The sequence below is a fragment of the Sorangium sp. So ce726 genome, assembly GCF_051521405.1.
GTDB lineage: Bacteria > Myxococcota_A > Polyangia > Polyangiales > Polyangiaceae > Sorangium.
Map to the genome: position 1 here is coordinate 7783086 of NZ_CP150349.1, position 25878 is coordinate 7808963.

Below are 25878 nucleotides of genomic sequence, written 5' to 3' on the forward strand. Positions count from 1 at the left end.
GCCTCCGCGGCGCTGTCACGCGGCTGCCCGCTCGGCACAGGCGCCGCCCATCTCCACACCTTCCTGCGTCGTTTCATAGAACAGGAAGCGCCCTGTGGTCGTCTCGCAAACGGCCTGCCAGCCACGCATCCGCCCGACGACATCGAACGAGAGTCCCCAGCGAGGCGTCTCGTCGATCACGCGCACGCCGAGGGCGTGCATCGGCAAGAGGGCGACCGGCGCCAGGGCGTGGAAGACGCTGAGGGCGGGCCGCGGACAGCCGGGCTTGGCGTGGACGCTCGCGCGGAGGTAGCTCGCGCTCGAGAAGCCGAGCCCGTCGACCACCCGCTCGATCAGGCCGAGGCCCCGGATGCCATGATGGTTGATGGCCATGTAGAGGGGCGTCACCTCGTCTGTCGCTGCCTGGAAGGCCCTGGCCTGGGCGGCGAGCCGGGTGGGGATCCCGTCCGGGTGCCCGGCCACGGCGGCATAGAACAGCACCGCCTCGTCCTCGTCGGAGAGGCCGCAATCCTTGATGAACATCAGCGACCTCGACTGGGCGGCCGCCGCCTCCCTCACCGCATCATCCTCCGCGATCGAGGCGACCACCTCCGCGACGCTGCGCTCGATGACGCTGCCCCAGTCCGCGGGGAGGTACGCGAGCGTATCGGCCACGATCACCTCGTCACGGATGCCGAGGCGGGGTAGATCGCGCCAGAGCTGCTCGAGGTGGCTCCGGACCTCGTCCGCGCAGAAGCCCATGTCGCGGGTGTGAAGGCACGTATCCGGCACGACGATGACGTGGGCGCCGCCAGGGTGGAACTCGCGCAGGACGCGCGCCAGCGCCGCGCGCATCTTGATGCCGAGGAACTCCGCGAAATCGGGCCCCCTGCCGAACCTGCCTGTCTTGAGCGGCACTGGCACCTTGCCGCCGCCCTCCGGCATGGCCAGCACAATGGGCTCACCCGTCCGCACAATCCGCTCGAGCCGGGCGTCGAACTCCGCCATCTCCCGGGGGCACTCGAACCGGGTCTTGCTGGTCTGGATCGAGGCCTTCTTGATGATGGCCTTGAGCTGAGCGGCCCTGTCGTTGTGTCGGGCCCCTGCCTTTCGCAAGCAGTCCTCGAAAGGACGGATCGCCTGATCGAGCTCACCGAGGAAGACGTCGATCTCGGCAGGCCCGGCGAAGCGGACCGAGGCCTCAGGTAGCCTGCTGCCGGACAGCACGCGCTGCTTCGCGGCGAGGAGCTCCGGCGCCTTCGCGAGGCCGGCGGCCGGCTGGGTCACGGCGCTCTGGTAGCGAGGGGCGGCGGTGCCGCCAGAAGCCTCCCTCTCTCCGTCGAGCTCCGCGAGGGCGGCGGGTCGCGCGCTCATCGGATGATGCCCGCTGTGAGCCTCGGTGTTCTTCGCAGCCTCCGAGACGATGGTGGAGGGACCTTTGCCGAGCACAATGCTGATGAGGTCGCTGGTCGCTTCGATCTTCATGGTTCTCCCTGCGACGCGGGCGCCACGATGACGCCCCATCGATCGATCGGCTCCGCTTCGATCGAGCATTCGTCGAACGCGGACTGCCTATCTGGCCCTAGCTCTCATGTGAGCCAGAGCACACCTCGTGCCGGCCGCGCCCACGCAGATTCGCCGGGAGATCGGCGCGCTGGCCGCGCGAGCGGGGATGAAGCGCGCGGACCGCTACGCGATCGAGCAAGGGATTGCGTACCAGGGAGGGCGCGCCCCGTGTCGACGGGTGATGGAGTCCTCGACGAGGCGGGAGATCACGAGATCTCGCGGCGAGCGGCCAACTCGCGCCGTCGTGTGCTCGCGCGGCGGACCTCGCGTGGCGGCGGCGGACCTCGCGTGGCGGCGAGCGTCGGGCGCGCCGCGCGTGACCGGTGAGCTCACGTTGAGGGTGGGGGATAGACGGCGCCTCGCGGTGTGGGAGGGCGCTCCACGAGGGGATGGGGAGGGTGACGGCGTGTGGGCGGGCGTCGCAGAGCGACGGAATCAGGGAGCGAGCGAGATGGCGGCCCGACTGGCGGGCTCGGGCTCGAGGGGGAGCTCGACCATGAACGTCGAGCCGCAGCCCGGCGAGCTCTCCACACCGATGGTTCCGCCGTGAGCGCGCACGATCTCGCGCGCGATGTAGAGGCCGAGCCCGAGGCCGCCGAAGTGCACAACGCCGCCCACGCGCTCGAAGCACCTGAAGATGCGGGCCTGGTCCTCCTCCGCGATGCCCGCGCCCTGATCGTGGACGAGGAGCTCCGCCCCGCCGGGACAGGCCTTCACCTCGATGGCTATCGGCCGGCCCGCGCCGAACTGGATGGCGTTCTTGACGAGGTGGAACACGAGGCGCCCCATCTGCTCGCGGTCCCAGCGGCCGACGATGCCCTCCGGCGCGTCGATGGAGATCGTGGAGGACGGGGAGCGGAGCTCTACCGGGAGCCCGGCGATCACCTCCCGGACGAGCGCCCCGAGATCGACGGTCTCGCGCTCGGGATCGAGCGGGCCCGATCGGAGCCTGATCGCCTGGAGCATGTCATCGCAGAGCCGGGTGAGCCGGTTGACCTGCCGGCCGACGACCTCGAGCGAGGCGACCCAGGTTGATCCGTCCTCCGCCCGCTGCTCGCTCAGCCGCTTCATCCGCTGTACCTGCAAGTTGAGCGAGGTCAGCGGCGTCAGGAGCTCGTGCGACGCGAGCGTGAGGAACTCGTCCCGAACACTGGCGCCTGCGTCGGGCTCGCAGGCGCGGGCGAGCCGGCGAGCTTCGGGGGTTCCAGTGAGAGGGGCGTTCGAGACGGACATGATTCAACTCCCGTTGGAGAGTGGATGGACTTTCGCGATCGCGTCCGAAGCATCGGCGATGCCACGCGTCATCGCCCTCGGAAAAGCGCGGTTTCCGCAGCATCTCGCGCAGGATCCGGGCCGCCGAGGGCGGGTGTGTCGTGGCGCCCGGCGAACGGTTGCTCAGGTGCGCAAGAAGCAGAGCCGATGCCCGCGAGCGGCAACGCCAGGCTCGCCCGTCCGGGGTGGAGCTACCCGACCCTGGAGCGACCCGACCCAGGTTGGGGCAGCAGCGACCCGACCCAGGTTGGGGCAGCGACCCGACCCAGGTTGAGGCAGCGGAGCGGAGCGACCCAGGTTGAGGCAGCGGAGCGGAGCGACCCAGGTTGAGGCAGCGACCCGACCCAGGTTGGGCGGCAGGCGACCCCGACCCAGGTTGAGGTGGCTGGGGCTGGCGACCGGGGATTGGAGCAACGAGCGAGCCGGATTGCGCGCTACGACTCGGGTTGGCAACCGGCATGCCGACCCAGGTTGGGCGATCCAGCGACGCGCACCACGACCCAGGTGGGGGAAATCCGGCCTCGACCCAGGTTACCCAGGGTGGGGAAATCCAAGGTTGGGGAAATCCAATCCGAGGTTGAGCCATCCGGCGCGCCGCGTCGGTCCAGCGCGTCATGCGTCCAGCGGTTTCCACACCTCGTAGTCGAACCGCTCGTAGGGGGGTGTCACCCTTTGCCGACGCTCGTCGTAGCGCTCGAGGCACCAGGCCCCAGCATCGACGCGCTTGCCCTGCGCCTCGATCCAGCGCGACAGCCCCAGGTAGGTCGCTTCGATGGCCTCCGCGGTCCCCTCGACCCGGGCCATCGCGTAGGTCCGCGCCGGGATCACCAGCGGCTGCAACCCCTCCGGACACGCCCCGCCCGCGCTCACCTCGATGCACACCCAGTACGTGTAAACGCCGTCGTTGCTCGCCCTCTGGTGATCGCTCTCCGGAAAGGCTCCGTACAGCACGCTCCGGTCGAGCCGGTGGGGGGCAGATTCGAGGCGATCGACGAGCTCGAGCCATGCGAGCGGCACGCGGTGACTGAGCTCACTGCGACGACCGACCACCTTGATGCCAGCCATCCGGAGCTCGCCCTGGCTCACGACGGAAACGTTCACGCGCTCTTCTCCTTGGAAACGACGCCCGAACCCTGCACCTTGAACCAGGTTGAAGCTCAAGGAAAAATCCACCGCATGCTCACGATTTCCCAGTTCGCGGACCGCAGCGGGCTATCGCCGAGCGCGCTTCGCTTCTATCAACGCAGGGGCCTCCTTCTGCCCGCCGGCCGGCGCGCGAACGGCTACCGCGTGTACGCGGAAGGGCAGGTCGAAGAGGCCCGCTTCATCAGCAGCCTGCGCGCGGCGGGGCTCCCCATCGCAGAGATCCGCGAGTTCCTGCGCATGAGCGGCCGGGCGCGGGAGGCGATGCTCGCGACGTGGCAGCAGGACATGACGGCCCGCCTGCTCTCGCTCCAGATCGCGGATCAGTATCTGCGCGGCGTGACGTCGACGCAGATCCCGATCCACCTCGAGCACTGGAAGGAGCCCTCGGCGCTGCTCTGGTTCCCGGCGACGGCGCCGGAGGGCCCGCTGGCCTTTCGCGCTGACGTGGCGGCGCGCAAGCGAGAGCTGGCTCGCAGGCGCGTTCCGGTGCTGACCAGCGGGTACGTCCGCACGCTGGACCTCGTGGACGGTCATCTTCATGGAGAGGTCGGGTTCCGGATCCGACCTGGGCGCCGGCTGCCCCAGGGGGCGCGGCGCCAGGATGTGCCGCCGACGGTGTTCGCTACCCTCGAGTGCTCCGTTCGCGACGAGAAGGCCGCACACCGCGTGTTCCGCCTGCTGCATGGACTCGGCTTCCGGCCCGGGGAGCTCCACCTGGAGCGCTACCTGCCTGGTGCCCCGGACCGCTACCTGCTGATGATCGCCGTCCGGCGCATCCAGCCAGCCGCAGCGGCCGGGTGAAGGGCTGAGGCGCGCTGGAGCGGACCGGCCGACTGCAGCGAAACCGCGGAGGGGCTTCCGCGTAGCAGCGGATGAACCCGCCCGACGGAGCGCGCAGAGCCGCACGCCCGCGAGCTCGGGGCGCGCCGTGCCCGTCGTCACGACGGAGATGCGCCTCGACGATCGACGCACCGACAAGCCCGCGCCGCTGGGTTCGCGGCGCCATTCCCCAGGAGCTTTCTCATGTTTCGCAGCACGATGAGCATCACGGCCCTGAGCTTCGGTCTCTTCGCAGCGGGCGCGCCCGGCGACGCCATGGCGCACGGCAGCGGCGTCCACCGGCACGGCCAGATCTTCGTCATGACCAACGCCGGAGACGGCAATTCTGTGATGGCGTATGACCGGGCGGCGGACGGCTCGCTCTCGTACGCCGGCACGTACGCGACCGGAGGGCTCGGCGCGCCGACCCGGCCGATCAACGCGCTCGGATCCCAGGGCTCGCTCGTCCTCAGCGAGGACGGGAAGCTCCTGTTCGCCGTGAACGCGGGCAGCAGCGAGGTGTCGATGTTCCGCGTCGGCCCGCACGGCCTGACGCTGCTCGACGTGGTCGACTCGGGCGGCGACTTCCCGGTGAGCGTCGCCTCGCACGGCGACCTTCTCTATGTCCTCAACGTGGGTGGAGAAGGCAACATCGCCGGCTTTGAAGTGAACCCGTGCGGCGAGCTCGTCCCGCTCGACCGGTCGAGCCGCGGTCTCGGCCTCGGCGGCACGACGCCACCGTCGCTCGGCGCGACGCCGGGTCAGATCGGATTTTCTCCCGACGGCGAGGTGCTGGTCGTGGCGGGCAAGGGGTCCAATCAGCTCCATGTGTTCCCCATGAGCGGCCGCGGACTGCCCAGCGACTCGCCGGTCACGACGATCTCCAGGGGCCTTGTCCCGTTCGATTTCGCCTTCGATCGTCGCGGCCATCTCATCGTGGCGGAGGTCGGCGGCGACGGCATGCCCGCGACCGGCGACACGAGCGTGGTGTCCTCGTACAAAATCGGTCACGACGGGAGCCTCGCTGTCATCAGCGACACGGTCGACACCTTCCAGCGAGCGACCTGCTGGATCGCCGGCGCCCCTGGGAGCCGCTATGTCTTCACGGCCAACACGGGCAGCAACACGCTCTCCGGGCTCCAGGTCGACGCGCGTGGCGCGCTGACGCTGCTCGACGACGGCGTGTCCGCCTCGTTCCCCACCGGAACGGCGCCGATCGACCTCACGATGACGCGCGACGGCCGGTTTCTGTACACCCTCAACGCCGGCACCGGGACGATCGCGGCATTCCAGGTGAGCCACGACGGCAGCTTGATCCCACGCGGGGAGGCGGGTGGATTGACGCCCGGCGGCGGCGCCCAGGGCATCGCCGTGCGGTAATGCTCGTTCCTCGGCATCCAGGGTTTGGCGCCCGCGGCCAGCACGCGAGCAGAAGCGCGGCGCTCACACGGCGCGAATCACTTCCTCCGCGGCGCGGCGCGGGCCGCACACGCCCTCTCGCTCCGGGAAGCCCAGTCGGAACGCGAAGGTGACCTGCCGGTCGCCCAGACCGAGCGCCTCGGTGAACGAACGCTCCATCGCCGGCGCTCGTCCAAGCATGCGCTCTCGGTCGATGACCTCCGGCACCTGGTTCAGCGGGTGCATCGCGATGCCGCGCGCGGTCGCCCAGAGATGCATGCGTTGCCACAGGCGCCCAGCGCGGAGCGTCGCGCCCAGATCGTAGCGGTCGCGAACCGCGATGACGCCGATGGCGGGATCGCCGGCGAGATGGACCTCGCGGGTGACGCGGAGCCAGTCGTCGTGCATCTGTTCCGCCGACGGGCGCGGCAGCAGCTTGACCGCCGCGGTGAGCAGCGGACCGAGCCCCATCACATCGAGGGTCAGCCCGTCCCGATGGCTCGGTACCGCCTCCGGCGCCAGCCGGAACCACGCGTCGCTGTCCCTCACCATCGCCGCGTCGCGGACGATGGTCTCGGTGGCGCGCAGCGTATGAGCGGCGAAGCTCTCGCGCTGGCCCGGGTGCTCCAGCCAGACGACGTCGACATCCGAGCCCGGTTCGCTCAGGCGCGAGAGCTCCTGGAGCGCCGACGCAGGCACGCGCTGCGCCAGGTACGGGCCGCGGTTCGTGTGTCGCCGCGCGATGACCTCCGCGAGCGGGGACTCCGCTGCGCCTGGCCCGATCCGGAGGCTCGCCACCCGGATCGCCCGCGGCGAGGCGCGCTCGAGAGCGCGAGATCCCGCCGGGTCGGAGCCCAGCAGCGTACCGGCTTCGAGCTCAACGCGGGGCGCCCATCCCATCGAACCCGCCGCGAGCGCCAGGTTCTCTATCGCGCAACCGAGCCCGATGTGCATCTCACGCAGGAACGGATCCATGGTGCCGAGCGATCGGGACCTGTCCGAGAACACGTCAATGCGATCCGGGTGGACCTCGAAGAGCCAGGGTTGCGTGTTGTGCGGGCTCGCGGCGAGCACCGCCGCGCGCACGAGCTCGGCGAGCTCGCCGCCGCGCTGCCCGCGGAACGCGGTCCAAGGCGCGAACGGCTCGCCCGTCCGAGCGTCGAACACACCCCGGCCGGCAGCGTACCAGCCAGCGCCCGCGGCCACGGCGAGCGTCGCGACGCCTTCCAGCAGGCGCCGCCGCGAGACCTTGAGTTTCCTCTCCATGATGCGCTCCATCCTCCAGAGGACGTCTGACCGTGCTCCGCGAGCGACGGCCATGCGCAGAGATTGAGGCGGTTCTAACGATTAGTACAGGATATCTCTCTAATATGATGTATTATTATAGCTAATGCTCGAGGCTCTCCCCGACGACCTGAATCTCCTGCTCGCGCTTGACGTGCTGCTGCGCGAGCGGCACGTGACGCGCGCGGCGAAGCGGCTCGGCATCACGCAGTCGGCCGCGAGCCAGCGGCTCGGACGGCTGCGCGAGTTCTTCGGCGATGCGCTGCTCGCTCCGGGGCGGCCGCTGCTCGCCCTCACGCCGCGCGCCGAGGCGCTCGCCGATCCGCTGGCTCAGGCGCTCGCGAGCTTGCGAGCGGCGGTCCAGGCCGGCGCGCCGTTCGACCCAGCGACGTCCGAGCGCCGCTTCGTGCTGCTCGGCAACGACCTGCTGGAGGCGGTTGCGCTGCCGCGGCTCTTGCCCATGCTGGCGCGCGAGGCGCCGTACGTCACGGTTCAGGTCGACCGCGCCGACGCGGACTTCGTGAGGCGGCTCGAGCGGGGAACGGCGGATCTGGCGTTCGTCCCGGAGTTCCTCGTGCCCCCGTCGTCACGACAGCTGCGCTTGCCGGAGGAGCGATTCGTGACGCTGATGCGCAGGGGCCACCCTGCAGCGTCACAGCGGCTGACCCTGGAGCGCTATCTGGAGCTCGGGCACGTTTTGATCGCTCCGCACGGCATGCCGGGCAGCCTGGTCGATCGCGCGCTGGAAGCTCGTGGGCGGCGCCGGCGGATCGTCGCGCAGGTCCAGCACTTCGTGACGGTGCCTTTCCTGATCGCGGCCTCGGATCTCGTGGTGACGTGTCCAGCGACGGTCGCGGCATTGTCGACGCCCTTCGGCCTACGCGCGGTCCGGCCCCCCGTCGAGCTCGGCGTGGACCGATCTTCGGCTGTCTGGCACGAGCGCGTGCACGACGATCCAGGCCATCGCTGGCTGCGCTCCTGGCTCAGCAAGGCGATCCGCGCGGGCGCGAGGACCCCACCCGACCAACCCAACCAGGTTGACCCGACCCAGGTTGACCGGAAGGGGGAACTCGACCCACCAGGTTGACCCGACCCGCAGGGGTGAGGGAGCACGGTCCGCCATGGCGCCGCCACCTGCAGGCACGGGTAAGTACTTGAGATCGTTCACCACGATCGCCGGCACGGCATTTGGAATTCTGCCCGGCCATGAGCCAGCCCCGCCAGATCGCGCCCGGCGCGACCTACCTGATCACCCGTCGCGTCCTGCGTCGGCATCTCCTCTTCCGCCCGGATGCAGCCATCACTCAGCTTTTGGTCTACGCCCTCGCGGTCTCGACCCGCCGCTACAGCATCGAGGTCCATGCGCTTTGCGCGATGTCGACGCACCTGCACCTCGTCGTGACCGACACGAACGGCGTTCTTCCGCGCTTCCTGCAGTTCTTCCATCGCATCGTCGCGCTCGGCACGAAGGTGCTCCGTGCATGGGAAGGGCCGGTATGGGATCATGAAGCCACGAGCGTGGTGCGGCTGCTGACACGCGCGGCGGTCGTGGAGAAGATCGCCTATGTCCTCGCAAACCCTGTGGCCGCTGGGCTCGTCCCGCATGCGCATGAGTGGCCGGGCGCCAAGGTGAAGGTGCGCGAGATCGGCCGGGGCGTGTTGTGCGCGGCACGTCCCGCCGCATACTTCGACCCGAAAAATCCACAGTGGCCGGAGGAAGCAACACTGTCACTCGCGCTGCCGCCGACCATCGAGCATGACAGCGCGGAGGACTTTCGCCATGCCATCGCCGCCGAGCTCGAGAGGCAAGAATTGCAGGCGCAAGCGGAGGTGAAGCAGCAAGGGCGCCGCTTCCTTGGCGCCGAGCAAGCCGGCAAGGTCTCGCCCCATGAGCGTGTCACGAGCCTCGAGGCGGCGCGCTCTGGTAATCCGACGTTCGCTGTCGGCCGCAAGCAGGGTGACGCGTGGCGCGCGGCTCGTGCCGCTGTACGCGGGTTTCGCGCCTTGTACCGCGCGGCGCTCGAGCGGTGGCGTGCCGGTGTGCGCAGCGTGGTATTCCCGGCAGGGACGTGGTGGATGCGCACGTTTCACGGCGCCAACATGGCCGATGTCGTGCTCACGGTATAGGTACTTCGAGGGCAAGAAGGTAGGGACAACCTCGGTGAGGTAGCGCGCACAGCTCGCGGGTCAACCTGGGTGGCACGGGCTGTTCGTGACGACAAATCCCAGTGCCTCCACGCTCGCGCGAGCGTCGCCGTCCCAGGCGAGCTGCGGATCCAGGCGAAGCTCACCCGGCGCGAGCACGGCGGGCAGCGCCATCAGACCAACGAGCTCGACCGCTTCGAGCTCCGCGCCAGTGTCGCCCGCGAACGGCGGACACAGCACGCGCCCTGCCGGCGCAAGCGCCAGCGCTGCGCGCAGCGGCTCGCCCAGCGTCGCGCGCAGCACGGCTAGATCGTTGCCGATGGCGGCAGGCGTGGCGGTCGCCGGCCAGATCCATACGGTGAGGCCGGGCAGGTCGGCCACGCAGACCGCCATCGCGCGCTCGGGGGGGAGCGCGCGGCCACGGGCGCCGAGGGGCGATGCCGCGATCGCGGCGACGATGAGCCCCGGCCGGGCGAGCGTCAACGCCGCAAGCCGACCGAGGTTGCGCTGAGCCGCCGTCCGGCGAGCGGCGATCGCGGCAAGGTGGTCGGGACGATCGTAAACGAGCTCGACCTCGCGCTGCATTGCCACGTGAGGCGAGGTCTGCGCCGCCGCGGCAAGCGCCCGCTCGCGGGCCTCGCCGTCCCACGTTGGCCCTCCCTTCTCCGGGAGCGGGGCGGCTTTCTCGATTTCCAGACGCTCCCGGAGGAGCTGCGCCACCCTCGAGGACAGACCCAGGGAGCCGAGCGACCAGGCGGCGGAGAACCAGTCCGCCGGCTCCGCGAGCGCGAGCGCCTCGGCCGAGGCGCGATCCCAGGCGGCAAGCGCCTCTCCGAGCGGAAGGCCGAGCGCGCGGAAGAGCGCGCCCGCCTCGTCGAGCGCCGCCGCCGCTCCCGGATCGCCGAGATCCCGCCGCGCGCGCCCGATCGCCCTAGAAGCGTAAGCGACCCAGGTTCGGAGTGGCGGCGCGGCGCGCTCGGCAATGTCACGGGCGGACGTCGCGAGCGCGAGGGCGTCGTCGGCGCGGCCGAGCTCGAGCGCGAGCTCGGAGAGGAACGTGAGGGCGCGCGCGCGGCCGAACGCGTCGCCGAGGCGCGCGCACAGCCACTCCTGTCGCTGGAGCGGGGCTCGGGCGCGCTCCAGGGCGCCGAGGCCGAGCGCCGCCGCGCCGAGCTGGCCGCAGGCAATCGCCTCGCCCACGGAGTCGCCACGGCGGCGGTGGAGCTCGGCCGCGTGCTCGAGCAGCGCCTCGGCCGCGCCGTGCGCGCCGAGCGTCACGTAGAGTGTGCCGAGCGAGTTCAGGATCTGCGCGCGCTCGCCGAGGAACGGCTCCGAGCGGCGCAGCGCGGACAGCAGCGTGCGCTGCGCAGCCGCTGCATCGCCGAGGAGCCGCTCGGCTGTACCGCGGTAGTGGGCGGCGACAACGGCGGCGCGGCGCCCGGGATCGCCTGCGGCGGCGATGGCGTCGAGCTCCGCGATGGCGGACGCACAGGCCGATCGCACGTCGCGGCGCAAGCGCGCGAGCGCCGCTTCGCACCGCGCGAGGTCCCGGGCCTCGGTGGCACCTTCCCGGTCGAACGCGGCGACAGCGCCCTCGAGGTGCAGCACGGCGGCGTCCAGCGCCCCCTCGCGCAACGCGAGCGCGCCGCGCCCAAAGCCGAGCGCCGCCGCGACGAGCGGGCCGCCAGGAAGCGCCACCGCCGCAGGATCGCGGCCGACACCGAGGAGCGCCTCGACGCGGTCGAGCTCGGCGCGGACCTCCGCGCCCGGCGCGCTCCGCAGCAGCCGCGACAGCGGCGACACGCTGTCGATCGGATCAAGCGGGAGCACCGCGCTCCTCCACCCCCTCGCCGCGCGCCCCGCGCGCGAGCCCGTGCAGCGCCGCCTTCACCGCCTCGATCGAGAGCTCCGGCCAGGCGGCGCGGATCCGCGCGATGTGCGCGGTCACATGGGGCGCCGCGAACGACGTGCCGGTCCAGCGCCGCTCGCCGCCGCCGGGCGCGGGCGCGAGCACGTCGTCGCCGGGCGCGAGGATCTCGTGGTCGAGCGTGAGCTCGCTCCGGAGCGCCTCCGGGTCCTGGAAGGCGCCTCTGCCGACGCCGATCAACGACTTGAAGCGCCCTGGATAGGTGCGGAACGCCGCCGCGTTCGGGCCGGCGGCCACGAGCACGACCTCCGCGGTGTAGGCGGCGTCCGCGACCTCGTAGAGCTCGACCAGCGAGCGGTAGTCGCCCGGGCGGAGCGGCGCGTTCTTCGGGATGTCGATGCCGAGGCTCAGGTTGACCACGGAGAATCGCTCGCGGACGCAGAAGCGCAGCGCGGCGACGAGCCCGTCACGCGAGCACCGCCCGTCGTCGCCGAGCGCGCGGACGCTCGTGATCTCGGCCGCGGGCGCCATGCGGTGGACGATCCCCGCGCACGCCGTCCCGTGCCCGCTGAGATCTCCCGGCGCGCATGGCGCGACCCCGTACGCGCCGCGCTGAACCAGGGCGACGTGCCGCAGCGCCGCTGCGCGCAGCGCTGGGTGCGAGGCATCAACGCCGGAGTCGATCAGCGCGACGCGCACACCGGCGCCGCTTCGCGCGCTCGGGCGTGGCGCACCGTGGAGTTCGCCGCCCGGTCCTCCCGGAGAATCCGTGGTCACGCGGAGCTCCCCTCTCCTGCAGAGGCCGGCTCCCCTGCATCGCCGGCGCCGCTCGCATAGGCGTCGATCCGCGCGAGGAGGTCGAGGGCCAAGCGGGCCTCCGCCTCGCCGCGCTCGGCGAGCCTCCCCACCACCGCAGCGAGCTCCAGGCGGCGGCGGTACTCGGGCGTGAGGCGCAGCGCGTGGATGTGCCGCTCCAGCGCGGCGCGGAGCGAGGTCGGCGGCGGGGCCGCTCCTTCCGCGATAGGAGGTTCCGCGCCCGATGCTGCCCGCCGGCCCGCATCCGCCGCCGTCTGGCCTGGCGCCTGCGCGAGTAGGTCCGGCATCGCGCGCGCGAAGAGCTCGAACACGACGCGCTCGGTGCGGAACGACTCTACGGTGAGCGCGAGGACCTCGGCGAGCCGCTCGGCGAGGTCGAGCTCCCGCCCTGCGAGGGGCGCCTCGTGCGAGAACAGCGCGGCGCCGCCCACGATCACTGCGCCGACGCGGATCGGCACGAAGATCGCGGACACTGGCGCGGCGGCCAGGAGCGGCCGGAGCGGCGCGATCATCGGATCGCCGTCGTACAGCTCCACCGCGTGTCCACCGCCGCCACCGAGCAGGTACGCGAACGGGGTACCGCTCGGCGGCAGCTCCGCGCCCGAGGCGCGGAAGCCGACCGCATCAGCGACGACAGGGACCGTGAGCCGCCCGAGCGTTTCCATCTCGAGCGCGACGAGCGCCTCCGAGCACGGCATCGCGAGGCACGCGAAGCGCAGGTGCTCCCCGAGCCCGCGCACCCGCGCCTCCACCGCGCCGAGGAGCGCCGCCGACTCGACGGTCGAGAGCAGGTCGCGGAGGCGCGCTGTGAAGGGCGCGAGCGGCGAGCGCAGCGCGTGCGGGTGGGGCGGGAGGGCCCGCGCCGGGGCGGGCGGGACACCCGGCGCGGAGCGGTCGGCGAGCGGCATGGGCCGCCGATGCTACCGCCGGACCGCGCCGGAGCGAACCGCCATGACGCCCGTGAGATCCGGTTGACGTACCCAGCTCCTCTCCTAGCATGCAGCGACATGCGGCGATTCGGCTGTCCGGCGCACCGTCCGAAGCGTTCGTCCGTGCGCGCGGCCGATCGAGCGCGATCCACGGCCGCGAGGCCCCTCGATCCGGCGCGGGCGCGATGAGCCCGCCCGTCCGCGAGGGGCGGCGTCGCCTCGCCGTCGTCCTGTGGGGTGTCCTTGGTGTCGTGGCCGTCCTGGTCGAGGCGATCTGTCGTCTCGGTGCGACGGCGGCGCGCATCTTGACGGGGCACACGCTCACGACGGGACAGCTGGTCCTGCTCGCGGCCTGGACGGTCACGATCGCCTACTTCGAGGGGTACCGCGGCTTTCAGCAGCGCTTCTCGCCGCGGGTCGTCGCGCGCGCGCTCCACCTCGCCGAGCACGGGCGGCCCCTCCACGTGGCGCTGGCGCCGCTCTACTGCATGGCGCTCCTCCACGCGACGCGCCGCCGGCTGATCGCGACGTGGGCGCTCGTCGCAGGCATCGTGGCGCTCATCCTGCTCGTGCGGCAGATGCCCCCGCCCTACCGCGCGATCGTCGACGCAGGCGTCGCCTTCGCGCTCGCCTGGGGGGCCGTATCCATCCTCGTCTGCCTCGCGCGGGGGCTCGCGGGCCGCCCGCCGGGAATCTCGGCGGACGTGCCCGAGGAGGCGCACCGCGCTGCCATCGACGCCGAGCATCTCGCCCGCCAGGCCGCGCGGGCAGGCGGTCCCTGCGATCCGTGATCTCCGCGCGAGCGGGGCGACCGCGCGCGCGTCGTCGTCAGCCCGCCGCCGACTTCGCGGATCGCTGCAGCGCCTCGGCCAGAAGCGACCGATAGAGCGGCGAGCTCTCGCGGAGGGATTCGTGCGTGCCCACCGCCGCGACCCGACCGCCGTCGAGCAACACGTTGAACGTCGAGCTGAGGAGGTGCGGCGCGTGGGTCACGACGATGGCCGTGCGCCCGGCAGCGACCTCGCACGCCGTGCGGAGGACCGCCTCGGCGGTGGCGCCCGGCAGGCCCGCCTCCGGCTCGTCCAGCACGAAGACCCGCGGCTCGCGCAGCAGCACCCGCGCGAGCAGCAGCCGCCGCGCCTCACCGCCCGACAGGCTCGGCGGTGACGCGCGCACCTCCGTCGCGAGGCCGCGCGCGGGCCGCGCCTCGCCCTCCGCCGGCGGCGCGCCTGCGAGCTCGTCGAGCTCCACACGGCGGAGCGCCTCGCGCATGCGCTCCTCCGTGGGCGCGGGCTCGAGGCCGAGCGCCAGGTTGTCCGCGATGCTCCGCTCGAACAGCCGCGCCGACTGCCCCACCACCCCGAACAGCCCCGGGAGCTCCTCGGGCGGGATCTGCCGCAGATCCACGCCGCCCACGGCGATCGCGCCCGACGACGGCTCATCGAGGCGCAGGAGCAGGCGCAGGAGCATCGACTTGCCGCTGCCGGAGCGACCGCAGACGCCGACCACCGCTCCGGCGGGGATCGAGAGCGACACGCCATCGAGGACGGGGCGGCTCGCGCCCGGCGGCGTGAACGTGACCCCCTCGAAGGCGATCGACAGGGGGCGCCTCGCCTCGCCGTCCAGGTGCACCGCGAGGCCGCCGGAGGGGCGCGGCGGGTGCTCGGGCAGGCGCAGCAGCGCGAGCGTCGCGCGCAGCAGGGGGGCGCGCTCGATGAAGCCGGCGCGGAGGGCGTCGAGCGCCTCGAGGCGCGCCATCAGCAGCGGCACCACGAGCAGGAGCTCTCCGACCTCGCCCGCGCCGGCGCCCCCGCGAGAGGCCGCGAGCGCGGCGACGATGACGAGCGGCGAGAGCGCCGCGAGCGTGCCCTTGATCTGGCCGGAGACGGCGAGCGCCTGGCCGAAGCGGCGGCGCGCGTCCGCGACCCGGCGCGCGGCCACAGCGAGCTCTCCCTCGGCCTGGGCGCGCGCGCCGAGCAGGCGAAGGTCCTCCGCGCCCGCCAGCGCCTCGCCCACCGCGCCGAAGACGGCCGTGTCGGCGTGCTGCATCTCCCGCATCGCGCGCGCCACGCGGCCCGAGGCCCTGTCCGCCGCGAGGCGCGAGGCCGCGAACAGCGCGGCGCCGCCCGCGAGGACGAGCGCCATGCCGCTCGAGACCAGCGACCCGGCGAGGACCACGAGCGTCGCGAGCGCCTGGGGCAAGCCGGTCGCGACGGCGATCGCGAAATCGGCGACGAGGCCTGCGTCGCGCGCGATCGCGAGCCGCACGACCTCCGCGCCCCGGACGGGCGGCGCGGGCCCGGCGCTCGGCGGCCGCGGCGCGGGCCCCGCCGCCTGCGCCGCGATGAGCGCACGCCCGGCGGCGTCCACGTCGCGGGGCGAGGCGGAGAGCGCCGCCCGGAAGAGCGCGACGCGGAGCGCGGCGGTGAGGTCGCCGCCGAGCTCCGAGCTCTTCCGGCCCGAGAGCACCGCCAGGGAGGCGGACACGAGCGTAGCGCCGAGCGCGGCGAGGACCACGGCCGCCGGAGGTGCTCCCACGAGCAGCCGGGCGAGCACGCCGCCGATGCCAGCCGAGGGCGGCGCCTCGCGCCCGGAGACGGCGCCGAGGGCCACGCCGGCGATCGCCGGGAGCAGGCCGGACAGCGCGCCCGCGAGCGACGACAACGCCACGACGAGGGCGAGGCGCGCGGCGGCGCTGGAAGAGCCGCCGCGCAGGCCTCCCGATGACGACGACATGGGCGACACGCCCCCCTCGCGCAGCGAGCGAAGACCGATCCGCAGGATCGCGAGGAGCGCGCGCATCGACGTGCGATGCCACGGTACACTGCCAACGCCGTTGCGCGCGACGCGCATTCGATCGACCCTCTCCTCGTGCGCACCGCGCTCGTGGCCCTGCTCCCGCTGCTCGTGACCTGCGAGCGCCCGCCGCCTGCGCCGCCAGTGGGGGTCGACGCCGGGGCGCTCACCCCCTGGGCGCGCGGCGGCGCCGCGTCGCTGGACGACCGCGGCGCCCGCCTCCGGACGGACAGCGCGCCGGCGGTGGGCTCCGTCGAGCCCGATGCGCTCGAGGAGATCCTCGCCGCCGCGCGGGAGGCCGCCCCCAGGCCGGCCGATGGCGTGAGCGTCGCGAAGATCGGCACGAGCACCGGCCTCCCGGCGCCCTCCGCGCTCCCGCCGGAGCCCGCCCCCGCCCCCGCCCCTGCCCCCCGCTCGCGCGTCGAGATCGGCGCGCCCATGGTGCAGGCCAACATGTCGAGCCCGGCGATCGAGAAGGCGGCGCGGGCGCAGCTCTACTGGGACCTCGTTCAGCGCTGCCGCGGCCCGGGCGGGAGCCTGCTGCCGCCTGACGCCATCCGGGTGGAGTTCAACGTCGACGCCGAGGGCTATATCGTGGTGCCGACGATCATCGGGAGCGCGTCCGACCCCCGCTACGACGAGGCGGCCACCTGCATGCGGCGAGAGCTGTCGGGCGCAGCGTTCCGCGCACCGGCGGGCGCGCGCGGGCTCCCAACCCGGGTCGACGCCACCGTCCCCTCGGTCGACTGAGCCGGAGCGGATTCGGCGGGCGTGCTGCCTGCCAACTCCGTGCTGCCCACTCGGGGGGCGCCAACCCGGGCTGCATACCCGGGTTGGGTCACCGGCTACCCACCCGGGTTGGGTCATCCGGCTACCCACCCGGGTTGGGTCATCCGGCTACCCACCCGGGTTGGGTCATCCGGCTACCCACCCGGGTTGGGTCATCCGGCTACCCACCCGGGTTGGGTCATCCGGCTACCCACCCGGGTTGGGTCATCCGGCTACCCACCCGGGTTGGGTCATCCGGCTACCCACCCGGGTTGGGTCATCCGCGGCTACCCACCCGGGTTGGGTCATCCGGGCCGCCCACCCGGGTTGGGTAGGTTGGCTCGACCGACCGGGGTTGGGTCGACCGGGGTTGGGTCGACCGGGGTTGGGTCGACCGGGGTTGGGTCGACCGAGGTTGGGTCGACGCCTCAGTCCAGGCGTGAGACCCCGAGCGATCGCATGAGCGCCCGCTTCTTGTCCTGGTGCTCGTGCATCCGGCGGAGGACGTCGACCACGAACGCGACCGTCGCGACGATGTTCTCACCCTGGTTGAGCATCACGCACTCCGCGCGCGAGCTCATCGCCGCGTCCGTCACCTCCCCGCGGGTCGGCACGCCGGTCTTGTTCAGGCTCTCGAGCACCTGTGTCGCCCAGATCGCGGGGACCAGCCCGGCCTCGCAGAGCCACAGGAGCTCCTCCTGGACCTCCGCCAGCCGCATGAACCCCATCTCGACCGCCATATCGCCGCGCGCGAGCATCACCCCCACATGCTCGCTGCGCATCGCCGTGAGCAGCAGCCTCGGAAACCGCGCGAACGCAGGCGTCGTCTCGATCTTGAGGACGATCCCGAGGTGCCCGGCCTCGCGCGCGGCGAGCTCCGCCTGGAGGCGCTCCACATCGGAAGGAGACCGAACGAACGAGAGCCCCACCATGTCCGCGTGGCGCGCGATGAAGTCCAGATCCTCGAGATCCTTCGGCGTGAGCGACGGAATCCCGAGCTCGGTGTCCGGAAAGTTCAGGCCCTTTCCTGGCTTCAGCTTCACGGAGCCCTGGCGCGCGAAATCCACCTCCACGAGCGCAGCGCCTCCGGCCACGAGCTTGACCGTGCCGCCGAGCCGCCCGTCGTCGTAGAACACCCGGTGCCCGGGCCGGAGGTCGTCGACGATCTCCGGGATGGTGCAACCGAGCGCGAGCACCTCCCCTGCGCCGGTGCTGCCAGCCGAGGGGCGCGCCCGCTTCACGTCCTTGCAGAGCCAGAGCCAGGGCCGCTCACCCGACTCGGACAGCGTGACGCGCGCCGAATCCCCGTCGATCTTGCTCACGCGCGGGTTGGGCCCGGCGATGTCGCAGAGGACCTTGCACCGGACCCCGGTCTCCCGTCCCGCCTCCCGGAGCCGCTCGATGAGCCCGGCCCACGCGCCCGCGTCCTCCTTCGCGCAGTTGATCCGCGCGACGTCCATCCCTCCCTCGAGCAGCCGCTTCAGCTCCCCCTTCCGCGCGTCCCCGGGCAGCGTCACCATCACCCGCGTCGTTCGCCCCTGGCGCCCCTCCCCGAGCAGCGCCCGCGCGTGCTCCTCGAGCAGCGCGCCCCCCGACGCGAACGTGGTGGGCGACTCGCCAGGAGGCCGCACCTCGGCGCGCCGCGCGAGCGCGTCGAGCGCGCCGCGCACGGCGTCGAGGGAGGCCAGCGCACAGGGCTCCAGGCGCCCCAGCGAGCTCAGCCCGAGCGAGGCGAGCTGCCGTTGCAGCTCGCGGATGTCCTGCTGCCGGACAGCGAGGTAATGCAGCAGGTTCGTCGCTCCCGCCCGGTGCTTCGGGTGCACCGCATCGATCAGCTGCCGGTTGCGCTGCTCGTGCTCGATGGCGCTGGCCCGCAGCGCCTCGACGGCGGCGAGGGCGCGCTCGACAACCTGCAGGTCGGGGTAAACCATGGCGCGATCTCCGGGCTCCGGCGCGCGGACCCTCGCATCCGCCGCAGCGCCCCGCCGCGCGCGGCGCGCGCCGACGAGTCCAGCACCGCGCGCAAGGCCAGTCCAGCGCCCCACGCCGGAAGATCGCCGGCGAGGACAGAACGTCTCCATTCCTCCACAGCGGCGTCATCGAGCGCCGCCCTGCTGAGACAACGCGACGGCAAGGGCAGCCTCGAGCCTCGCGCGCTACGCCGGCGCGCGGTACCGCGACACGACGACCGTGATGTCGTCGTCCGGGCTCGGGCACCACCCCTCGACCTCCCTCAGGATCCGGTCGCGGATCGCGTCGACCGGCGCGGTCTGCACGGCCTCGATGGCGGTGCAGAGCCGCTCCAGCCCGAACTGCTCGCGGTGCGCGTTGCGCGACTCCGTCACCCCGTCGCTGTAGAGCACGAGCACATCCCCGTCCTCCAGGACGAACTGGGCGTCTCGTGTCACCTCGTCGATGACGGGCAGCACGCCGATCCAGACGCCCGAGCTCGGGATGCACACGCACCGCCGCGTGCGCGCCGAGCACACGATGATGTCGTCGTGCGCCCCGGCGAACGTCACCCGCCCGCCCCGCTCGTACCGGAGCAGGAGCAGCGTCGCGTGCTCGTCCCGCTTCAGGCGGCTGCGCACGTTCTTGTAGAGCGCCTTGTTGAGCGCCGCGAGCAGCTCGCTCGGGCTCGCGCCCGGGTCCCTGCTCGTCAGCGCCGACACCATGCTCTGGATCATCAGCATCACGAGCCCCGCAGCGAGCCCGTGCCCCGCCACGTCGCCGATCCCGAGCCACCCCCCCTCGGGCGTCGCGATGACATCGTAGTAGTCGCCGCCCACCTCGGCCGCCGGCGTCATGGCCGCGGAGAGCTCGAGCCCCTCGATGTGCAGCTGCTCCGGCACCAGCGTCGTCTGGAGGCGCGCCGCGAGCACCGTCTCCTGCCGCTCGCTCTCCTGCTCCAGCCGCTCGCGCAGCTCCACCTGCCGCACCATCTCCCGGTGCAGCGCCACCGTCTTCACCGCGGAGCCGATCTGGAGCCGCAGCGCGTCGTAGACCATCTCGTTCATGCCGCTGTTCAGCGCCATCACCCCGAAATACTCGGTGTCACCGAACGTGAGGGGCATCACGACGACGCTCCTGCGCTCGCTCGAGCTCAGGAACCCGGGAGGCGCCAGGGAGCGCGACGGGAAGCTCTCGGTGGGCGGTGTGACCTCGCTGCCGTTCTCCATCAGAAACAGCGTCTTCAGGGTCGCTCGCTGGGCGTCGTCGTAGAGCGAGACGGCGGCGCGCGTGAAGTGCAGCCTGGGCATCTCCGAGGCCAGCATGCGCTGGAAGAGGGGCAAGCTCAGGCACGTCGAGAACCACCGCCCGCTCCAGCTCAGGTCGATCGAGGCGACCTCGACGTCGAGGCGCTGCCGCCCCTCGACGCGCACGGACGCGCTCCCGATGAGGACGCGGCACGCATGCCACAGCTGCTCCAGGGCCTCGTTGACGGCGGCGTCGCCCCCCTCCTCGACCGGCCGCCGGAGCCTCGCGCGCAGGAGCGTCACCACGCCCTGGAACAGATCGAGGAACACCCCCTCGCGCCCGGCCGTGTCGAGCACGCGCTCCAGCACGTGCAGGAAGCACCCCTCGTGGCCCTCGAGCTCCTCTTCCAGCGCCGACAGGAGCCCGCTGGCCCAGCCGTCGAGCGACGCGGCCGGGATCCCCACGGCGTGCTCGAGCGCGCGCTCCAGCTCGTCGCGCCGGCCGCCGAGCGACATCGCCCCGAGGCGCGGCGGGTTCGTGAGCGGCCGCATCGCGACCGCCTGGTACGCGCAGCCGCAGGACTCGCGCCGCGTGAGCTCGATCTGCTGCATGTTCAGATCGGGGACGGCCTCGCCGTCGAGCATGCGCACGACCGTCTCGAGCGCGATCTCCCCGAGCCGCTTGATCGGCTGGCGAACCGTGGTCAAGGACGGCTTCGCGTAGCGCGCCACGCCCACGTCGTCGAAGCCGCACACCAGGATGTCCCTCGGCACGTGGAGGCCCCGCGCCTTCAAGAGCTCGATCGCGCCGAGGGCCATGTTGTCGTTCGCCGCGACCACGGCGTCGATCTCGACCCCGCGGTCCAGGATCTCGGCCATCGCGGTCCGGCCCGTGTCGATCGTGAACTGGCCGCTCGCGACGAGGCGCTCGTCGTACGGGATCGCGCGCGCGTCGAGCGCCTTGCGGAACGCGTCGGCGCGGATCCTCGCCTCCCCGTTGTTGACCGGCCCGCCGATGTACGCGACGCGCCGGCACGCGTGATCGTCGAGCAGGTGGCCGGTCGCCATCTCGATCCCGAGACCGTTGTCCACGAGGATGCTCGGGATGCCCTCCAGCGGGATCCCGATGCTGCACAGGGGCATCGGCGCGTAGTCCCGGCAGAAGCGCTGCACCCCCTCGGCGCCGACGAAATTGCACAGCGTCGCCGACGCGATCACGATCCCGTCGACCGCGTCCGCGCTGACGAGGCGGTAGATGCTGTTCTGAGCGGCCTCGGAGGGGCCGTGGGCAGAGAGCGTCTCCCCGACGGCGATCACGAGGTTGACGTCGTGCGCCTCCGCGGCGCGCTCGACCCCGATCCGCACCGCGGATTGGTACTCGCCGCGCACATAGTCCATCACGAGGGCGATCGTCCGGCGCTTCTTCATCTTGTCCTGCGGCTCTCCGGTCAGGTGTCCTCGATCGAGACCAGCTCCGGAGACATGCGCTCGAGCGCCACCAGGCTCCGTCTTTGCCATCCTAGCCGCGCGTCCGTGCGGAACTGCACCTTGCACTTCAGCCCCTGGCCTGCGAGCCCGCAGATGAAGCTGATGAACGCTTTCAGGCAGCTCGAGTTGAGAAAGTAAAGAGCCCTTATATCGAACTGCACCGCGCTGATGGAGAGGCGCAGGACCTCTCCCTGGAGGGCCTTGAGGCAAAGGCCGAGCGGCGGCGCCGCCGCCATGTCGCCCGTGCCGGTGAGCTTGACGCCGAGGGTGTCGTCCCTCAGTGTCGGCTCGATCCCGAAGCTGTCCGTGACGACAGGCTCAACCCTTAAACCGCTCATCTCCCCTCCATCCCGCAACCGGCGCCTGCGCGATGATCGTCAGCCTGTTCCCCTCGATCGTGTAGTCCACGTCGAGCCCGCCCTCCGCGCGCACCCGCGCGAGGCCGAGCCCGGATACCCCTTCTACCATCGCCGTCTCACAGATGAGTTCGTCATAGTGCTTCACAGGATCGCTCGCCGACTTCAGCGCGGAGAGCCGTCGCTCCACCTCGCGCAGCCGCTCCGGCGACGCCTCGTTCCGCGCGCGAATCACGAGGACCCGCGCGCCCTCGCCCTCCTCCAGCGCGAGCTCGAGGCTGACCTCCGGGCCGGACGAGTACTTGATGAGGTTCTCGACGAGCTCGTGCGCGGCCATGTAGAACCGCGAGCTCGCACTCTCATCGTCCAGCACCATCCCACAGAAGCTGGACACCAGCCGTAACACCGCGCTAGCCATCCGTTCACTCGGAAAAAACGTGATGCACAAGAACGGTGAAGCGTCCTGGCTCAGTCCGGAAGCTAACACGGTTCACGCAGCGTACGTAATTCTTGCACCGGATCCAATCCCCCTTGGTCGGCCGTGTGCTCATGTAGGCGAGCGAACGATCGTGAGCGCGCCGGCGCGCTGTTCACGCCGTCCGTCACGACCGCGCGCTCGCCGCTTCGCCGAGCGCGTCGGCCGCGCCTCGACCGATGCGTCAGGGCTGCCGGGGGGCGCGGTACCTCGCCACGACGATCGTGATGTCGTCGTCAGGGCTCGGGCACCACCCCTCGACCTCCTTCAGGATCCTGTCACGAATGACCACGACGGATTCGGCCTGGACGGCCTCGATGGTGGTGCAGAGCCGCTCGAGGCCGAACTGCTCATGGTGGGCGTCGCGCGCCTCGGTCACTCCATCGCTGTAGAGCACGAGGACGTCGCCGTCCTCCAGGACGAACTCGTCGTCTCGCGTCATCTCCTGGATGGATGGCATCGCGCCGATCCAGACCCCCGAGCTCGGGATGCACACGCAGCGGCGCGTCTTCGCGCGGCACACGAGGATGTCGTCGTGCGCCCCGGCGAACGTCACCCGCCCGCTCCGCTCGTACCGGAGCAGGAGCAGCGTCGCGTGCTCGTCCCGCTTCAGGCGGCCGCGGACGTTCTCGTACAGCGCCGCGTTGATCGCCGAGATCACCCTGGCGGGGCTCGCCCTCGGGTCCCTGCGCGTCAGCGCCGAGACCATGCTCTGGATCATCAGCATCACGAGCCCCGCCGCGAGCCCGTGCCCCGCGACGTCGCCGATCCCGAGCCAACCGCCGTCGGCGGTCGCGAGCACGTCGTAGTAGTCGCCGCCCACCTCGGCGGCCGGCTTCATGACGGCGCAGAGCGAGAGGCCCGCGACCGACAGCCGCTCCGGGACCAGCGTCGTCTGGATGCGCGCCGCGACGACGCTCTCCTGGCGGACCCTCTCCTGCTCCAGCCGCTCGCGCGCCTCCACCTGACGGACCATCTCCCGGTGCAGCGCCGCGGCCTTGATCGCGGAGCCGATCTGGAGGCGGAGCGCGTCGTAGATCAGCTCGTGCGCGCCGCTGTTGAACACCGCGACACCAAACTTCTCCTCATCGCCGAACGCGGCGGGGAGCGCGATCATGGTCGTGCGCTCCCGGCCTTCCAGGAACCCGTCGGGCGCGAGGCGGCGCGCCGGGAAGCTCGCCGCCGGCGGGTCCACCTCGCGGCCGTCCTCCATCAGGAAGAGCGACCTCATGACACCTCGCGGCGCCTCGGGAGCGTCGTCATACAGCGACACCGCGGCCCGCGATATCCCGAGGACCGGCAGCTCCGACGCGAGCACGCGCTTCAGGCTGGGCAGGCTCAGGCACGTCGAGAAGCTCTGCGCGCTCCAGCTGAGGTACGTCGCCGCGAGCTCCACGGTCAGCCGCCGCTCCCCCTCGACGCGCATCGACGCGCTCGAAATGACGATCCGCGACACGTGCCAGAGCCGCTCGAGGGCATCGTAGAGAGCGACGCCCCCGCCGCCCGACGGCGGCCGGCCGAGCCGCTCCCGGAGCACATCGATCACGCCCTGGAAGTGATCGAGGATCGCGCCCGCGCGCCCCGCCGCGTCGAGGAGCGCCTCGAGCGCGTGCCGGAAGCGGCCCTCCCGCCCCGCGAGCTCGTCCTCCAGCGCCGAGAGTAGCTCGCCAGGCCAGCCGTCGAGCGAGCCCGTCGGGATGGCCACGCTCCTCCTGAGCGCGGTCTCCAGCGACTCCCGCCGCGCCGCGACCAGGGACGGCCCGTCGCGCGTCGCCGAGGCCGACGGCGCGAGCGAGGCGCTCGCCTGAACCCGGCAGCCGCACGACTCACGGCACGTGAGCTCGACGTCGAGGAGCGCCACGTCCTGGACGACCTCGCCGTCGAGCATGCGCATCATCGTGTCCATCGCCTGGGCCCCGAGCCGCTTCATCGGCTGGCGAACGGTGGTCAGCGAAGGCTTGGAGAAGCGCGCGATGAAGGCGTCGTCGAAGCCGGACACGAGGATGTCCTGCGGGACGCGGATCCCCCGCTCCGCGAGCAGCTCGATCACCCCGAGGGCCATCTTGTCGTTGGCGGCGACCACGGCGTCGACCTCGACCCCGCGGTCCAGGATGTCGCGTATCGCGACGCGACCGCTGTCGATCGTGAACGCGCCCACCGCGAAGAGGCGCTCGTCGAGCGGGAGGCCGCGCGCCGCGAGCGCCCCCCAGTAGGCGTCGGCGCGCGCCTTGGCCTCTTCGTTGTTCGCCGGTCCGCCGACGTACGCGATGTTCCGGCGCCCGTGGACATCGATCATGTGCCCGACCGAGAGCTCGATCCCGAGGCCGTTGTTCACGATGAGGCTCGGGAGACCGTCGATCGCCATTCCGATGCTGAAGACGGGCAGCGGCGCGTAAGCCCGGAAGAACTCCCGCATCCCCTCGATGCCGATGTGGTGGCAGAGGGTCGCCGACGCCACGATGATGCCGTCGACCGTCTCCGGGCCGATGAGCTGATAAACGCTGTTCTGGGCCGCCCCCCCCTCGCCGGGCAGCGCGAGCGTCTCTCCGAAGGCGATCACGAGATTGACGTCGTGGGCCTCCGCGGCGCGCTCGATGCCGAAGCGCACCTCGGACTGGTAGTCTCCCCCGACGTAGTCCATCAGGAAGGCGATCGTCCGGCGCTTCTCGCTCATGGCCCGCGGCTCTCGCGTCAGGCGTCGGCGATGGAGACCAGCTCCGGAGACATGCGCTCGATGGCCGTCAGGCTCCGCCGTTGCCATCCCAGCCGCGTGTCGGTGAGGAACTCCACCTTGCACTTCGGCCCCTGGCTCATGAGGCTGGCGATGAAGCTGATGAACGCCTTCAGGCAGCTCGAGTTCAGGAAGTAGAGGGCCCTCACGTCGAACTCGATGGCGCTCACGCGGAGGCGCGCCGCCTCGGCGTGGAGGTCCTTGAGGAACAGACCGAGCGGCGCGACCGCCGCCATATCGCCCGTGCCGGTGAGCTTGACGCTGAGGGTGTCCTCCCTCAGGGCCGGCTCGATCCCGAAGCTGTCCGTGACGACGGGCTCAACCCTTAAGCTGCTCATCGACCTTCCACCTCCCCACCGGCGCGTGCGCGATGATCGTCAGCTCGTTGCCCTCGATCGTGTAGTCCACGTCGAGCCCGCCCTCCGCGCGCACCCGCGCGAGGCCGAGCCCCGACACCCCTTCTACCATCGCTGTCTCACAGATGAGTTCGTCATAGTGCTTCACAGGATCGCTCGCCGTCTTCAGCTCGAAGAGCCGCCTCTCCACCTCGCGCAGCCGCTCCGGCGACGCCTCGTTCCGCGCGGAGATCTTCATGATGCAGGAACTCTCGCGCTCCTCCAGCGCGAGCTCGAGGCTGACCTTGGGGCCCGAGGAGTACTTGATGATGTTCTCGGCGAGCTCGTGCGCGGCCATGTAGAACCGCGAGCTCACGTTGGCGTCATCCAGCACCATGCTGCAGAAGCTGGACACCAGCCGAAGCACGCTGTTGGCCATACGCTCGCTCGGGTGGAACGAGATGCACAGAAACAGTGACCCGTTCTGACTCGGTTCGGACACTGACACGAT

General features: G+C 71.7%; 21 protein-coding genes. 6 read left to right on the forward strand and 15 right to left on the reverse strand.

Annotated features, from left to right (window positions below):
* Positions 1 to 15: 15 nt before the first annotated feature.
* From WME79_RS28945 to WME79_RS28955, 3 genes are all read right to left on the reverse strand, one after another.
* A complete protein-coding gene (locus tag WME79_RS28945) occupies positions 16 to 1464 on the reverse strand; it encodes a hypothetical protein (RefSeq protein WP_437521304.1) in 1449 nt (482 codons plus the stop codon).
* 516 nt (positions 1465 to 1980) lie between these two features.
* The gene (locus WME79_RS28950) at positions 1981 to 2778 is read right to left on the reverse strand and encodes a sensor histidine kinase (RefSeq protein ID WP_437521307.1); all 798 of its coding nucleotides are present in this window, start codon (positions 2776 to 2778) and stop codon (positions 1981 to 1983) included.
* 651 nt (positions 2779 to 3429) lie between these two features.
* Positions 3430 to 3918 carry a GyrI-like domain-containing protein gene (locus WME79_RS28955; protein ID WP_437521310.1) on the reverse strand — a complete coding sequence of 163 codons (489 nt, stop codon included), beginning with the start codon at positions 3916 to 3918 and terminating at the stop codon, positions 3430 to 3432.
* 75 nt (positions 3919 to 3993) lie between these two features.
* Here WME79_RS28955 and WME79_RS28960 point away from each other — a divergent pair, with 75 nt between their 5' ends.
* Together WME79_RS28960 and WME79_RS28965 are read left to right on the forward strand one after the other, a co-directional pair.
* Positions 3994 to 4764, forward strand: a complete 771-nt coding sequence (locus WME79_RS28960; RefSeq protein ID WP_437521313.1) for a MerR family transcriptional regulator — start codon at positions 3994 to 3996, stop codon at positions 4762 to 4764.
* Between the two features lie 222 nt (positions 4765 to 4986).
* Complete coding sequence (locus WME79_RS28965; RefSeq protein ID WP_437521316.1) at positions 4987 to 6162, forward strand: lactonase family protein; 1176 nt, start codon at positions 4987 to 4989, stop codon at positions 6160 to 6162.
* Positions 6163 to 6225: 63 nt separating this feature from the next.
* Here the strand turns inward: WME79_RS28965 and WME79_RS28970 are convergent, their stop codons facing one another.
* On the reverse strand, positions 6226 to 7446 hold the full coding sequence (locus tag WME79_RS28970; protein WP_437521319.1) for an Acg family FMN-binding oxidoreductase: 1221 nt from the start codon (positions 7444 to 7446) through the stop codon (positions 6226 to 6228).
* Between the two features lie 124 nt (positions 7447 to 7570).
* On the opposite strand from WME79_RS28970, the gene WME79_RS28975 reads away from it, so the two are divergent.
* Both WME79_RS28975 and WME79_RS28980 read left to right on the forward strand, forming a co-directional pair.
* Entirely contained in the window at positions 7571 to 8551 is a 981-nt protein-coding gene (locus tag WME79_RS28975) for a LysR family transcriptional regulator (RefSeq protein ID WP_437521322.1), read from the forward strand.
* Positions 8552 to 8670: 119 nt separating this feature from the next.
* Complete coding sequence (locus WME79_RS28980) at positions 8671 to 9591, forward strand: transposase (protein ID WP_437521325.1); 921 nt, start codon at positions 8671 to 8673, stop codon at positions 9589 to 9591.
* Positions 9592 to 9651: 60 nt separating this feature from the next.
* Here the strand turns inward: WME79_RS28980 and WME79_RS28985 are convergent, their stop codons facing one another.
* The 3 genes from WME79_RS28985 to WME79_RS28995 form a co-directional block, all read right to left on the reverse strand.
* Positions 9652 to 11439 carry a hypothetical protein gene (locus tag WME79_RS28985; protein WP_437521328.1) on the reverse strand — a complete coding sequence of 596 codons (1788 nt, stop codon included), beginning with the start codon at positions 11437 to 11439 and terminating at the stop codon, positions 9652 to 9654.
* Positions 11426 to 12175 (reverse strand): S8 family peptidase, encoded by a 750-nt coding sequence (locus WME79_RS28990; RefSeq protein WP_437521331.1) that lies wholly within the window; start codon positions 12173 to 12175, stop codon positions 11426 to 11428. Before WME79_RS28990 ends, WME79_RS28985 begins: the two co-directional genes overlap by 14 nt.
* 74 nt (positions 12176 to 12249) lie before the next feature.
* Positions 12250 to 13200 (reverse strand): hypothetical protein, encoded by a 951-nt coding sequence (locus WME79_RS28995; RefSeq protein ID WP_437521334.1) that lies wholly within the window; start codon positions 13198 to 13200, stop codon positions 12250 to 12252.
* Between the two features lie 206 nt (positions 13201 to 13406).
* Between WME79_RS28995 and WME79_RS29000 the strand changes: the two genes are divergently transcribed.
* Positions 13407 to 14012 carry a hypothetical protein gene (locus tag WME79_RS29000; RefSeq protein WP_437521337.1) on the forward strand — a complete coding sequence of 202 codons (606 nt, stop codon included), beginning with the start codon at positions 13407 to 13409 and terminating at the stop codon, positions 14010 to 14012.
* 37 nt (positions 14013 to 14049) lie between these two features.
* On the opposite strand, the gene WME79_RS29005 is transcribed toward WME79_RS29000, so the two are convergent.
* Entirely contained in the window at positions 14050 to 16074 is a 2025-nt protein-coding gene (locus tag WME79_RS29005) for an ATP-binding cassette domain-containing protein (RefSeq protein ID WP_437521340.1), read from the reverse strand.
* Positions 16075 to 16092: 18 nt separating this feature from the next.
* On the opposite strand from WME79_RS29005, the gene WME79_RS29010 reads away from it, so the two are divergent.
* Positions 16093 to 16767, forward strand: a complete 675-nt coding sequence (locus WME79_RS29010) for a hypothetical protein (protein ID WP_437521342.1) — start codon at positions 16093 to 16095, stop codon at positions 16765 to 16767.
* 446 nt (positions 16768 to 17213) lie between these two features.
* On the opposite strand, the gene WME79_RS29015 is transcribed toward WME79_RS29010, so the two are convergent.
* From WME79_RS29015 to WME79_RS29045, 7 genes are all read right to left on the reverse strand, one after another.
* Positions 17214 to 18716 carry a pyruvate kinase gene (locus WME79_RS29015; protein WP_437521345.1) on the reverse strand — a complete coding sequence of 501 codons (1503 nt, stop codon included), beginning with the start codon at positions 18714 to 18716 and terminating at the stop codon, positions 17214 to 17216.
* A gap of 225 nt (positions 18717 to 18941) precedes the next feature.
* Positions 18942 to 21410, reverse strand: coding sequence for a SpoIIE family protein phosphatase (locus WME79_RS29020; RefSeq protein WP_437521348.1), 2469 nt, complete (start codon positions 21408 to 21410; stop codon positions 18942 to 18944).
* Positions 21411 to 21430: 20 nt separating this feature from the next.
* On the reverse strand, positions 21431 to 21808 hold the full coding sequence (locus tag WME79_RS29025; RefSeq protein WP_437521351.1) for a hypothetical protein: 378 nt from the start codon (positions 21806 to 21808) through the stop codon (positions 21431 to 21433).
* On the reverse strand, positions 21789 to 22202 hold the full coding sequence (locus tag WME79_RS29030) for a hypothetical protein (protein WP_437521354.1): 414 nt from the start codon (positions 22200 to 22202) through the stop codon (positions 21789 to 21791). The genes WME79_RS29025 and WME79_RS29030 overlap by 20 nt, the downstream gene beginning before the upstream one ends.
* Before the next feature lie 283 nt (positions 22203 to 22485).
* On the reverse strand, positions 22486 to 24975 hold the full coding sequence (locus tag WME79_RS29035) for a SpoIIE family protein phosphatase (RefSeq protein ID WP_437521357.1): 2490 nt from the start codon (positions 24973 to 24975) through the stop codon (positions 22486 to 22488).
* Between the two features lie 17 nt (positions 24976 to 24992).
* Positions 24993 to 25370: a hypothetical protein gene (locus tag WME79_RS29040; protein ID WP_437521359.1), complete on the reverse strand. Its 378-nt coding sequence runs from the start codon at positions 25368 to 25370 to the stop codon at positions 24993 to 24995.
* Positions 25351 to 25806, reverse strand: a complete 456-nt coding sequence (locus WME79_RS29045) for a hypothetical protein (protein ID WP_437521361.1) — start codon at positions 25804 to 25806, stop codon at positions 25351 to 25353. Before WME79_RS29045 ends, WME79_RS29040 begins: the two co-directional genes overlap by 20 nt.
* Positions 25807 to 25878 lie beyond the last annotated feature (72 nt).

Bases quoted from the DNA above. Each gene is read 5' to 3' on its own strand.
- WME79_RS28945 (WP_437521304.1), bottom strand. From the start codon at position 1,464: ATGAAGATCGAAGCGACCAGCGACCTCATCAGCATTGTGCTCGGCAAA.
- WME79_RS28950 (WP_437521307.1), bottom strand. From the start codon at position 2,778: ATGTCCGTCTCGAACGCCCCTCTCACTGGAACCCCCGAAGCTCGCCGG.
- WME79_RS28960 (WP_437521313.1), top strand. From the start codon at position 3,994: ATGCTCACGATTTCCCAGTTCGCGGACCGCAGCGGGCTATCGCCGAGC.
- WME79_RS28965 (WP_437521316.1), top strand. From the start codon at position 4,987: ATGTTTCGCAGCACGATGAGCATCACGGCCCTGAGCTTCGGTCTCTTC.
- WME79_RS28970 (WP_437521319.1), bottom strand. From the start codon at position 7,446: ATGGAGAGGAAACTCAAGGTCTCGCGGCGGCGCCTGCTGGAAGGCGTC.
- WME79_RS28975 (WP_437521322.1), top strand. From the start codon at position 7,571: ATGCTCGAGGCTCTCCCCGACGACCTGAATCTCCTGCTCGCGCTTGAC.
- WME79_RS28980 (WP_437521325.1), top strand. From the start codon at position 8,671: ATGAGCCAGCCCCGCCAGATCGCGCCCGGCGCGACCTACCTGATCACC.
- WME79_RS28995 (WP_437521334.1), bottom strand. From the start codon at position 13,200: ATGCCGCTCGCCGACCGCTCCGCGCCGGGTGTCCCGCCCGCCCCGGCG.
- WME79_RS29000 (WP_437521337.1), top strand. From the start codon at position 13,407: ATGAGCCCGCCCGTCCGCGAGGGGCGGCGTCGCCTCGCCGTCGTCCTG.
- WME79_RS29005 (WP_437521340.1), bottom strand. From the start codon at position 16,074: ATGCGCGTCGCGCGCAACGGCGTTGGCAGTGTACCGTGGCATCGCACG.
- WME79_RS29015 (WP_437521345.1), bottom strand. From the start codon at position 18,716: ATGGTTTACCCCGACCTGCAGGTTGTCGAGCGCGCCCTCGCCGCCGTC.
- WME79_RS29020 (WP_437521348.1), bottom strand. From the start codon at position 21,410: ATGAAGAAGCGCCGGACGATCGCCCTCGTGATGGACTATGTGCGCGGC.
- WME79_RS29025 (WP_437521351.1), bottom strand. From the start codon at position 21,808: ATGAGCGGTTTAAGGGTTGAGCCTGTCGTCACGGACAGCTTCGGGATC.
- WME79_RS29030 (WP_437521354.1), bottom strand. From the start codon at position 22,202: ATGGTGCTGGACGATGAGAGTGCGAGCTCGCGGTTCTACATGGCCGCG.
- WME79_RS29035 (WP_437521357.1), bottom strand. From the start codon at position 24,975: ATGAGCGAGAAGCGCCGGACGATCGCCTTCCTGATGGACTACGTCGGG.
- WME79_RS29040 (WP_437521359.1), bottom strand. From the start codon at position 25,370: ATGAGCAGCTTAAGGGTTGAGCCCGTCGTCACGGACAGCTTCGGGATC.
- WME79_RS29045 (WP_437521361.1), bottom strand. From the start codon at position 25,806: ATGGCCAACAGCGTGCTTCGGCTGGTGTCCAGCTTCTGCAGCATGGTG.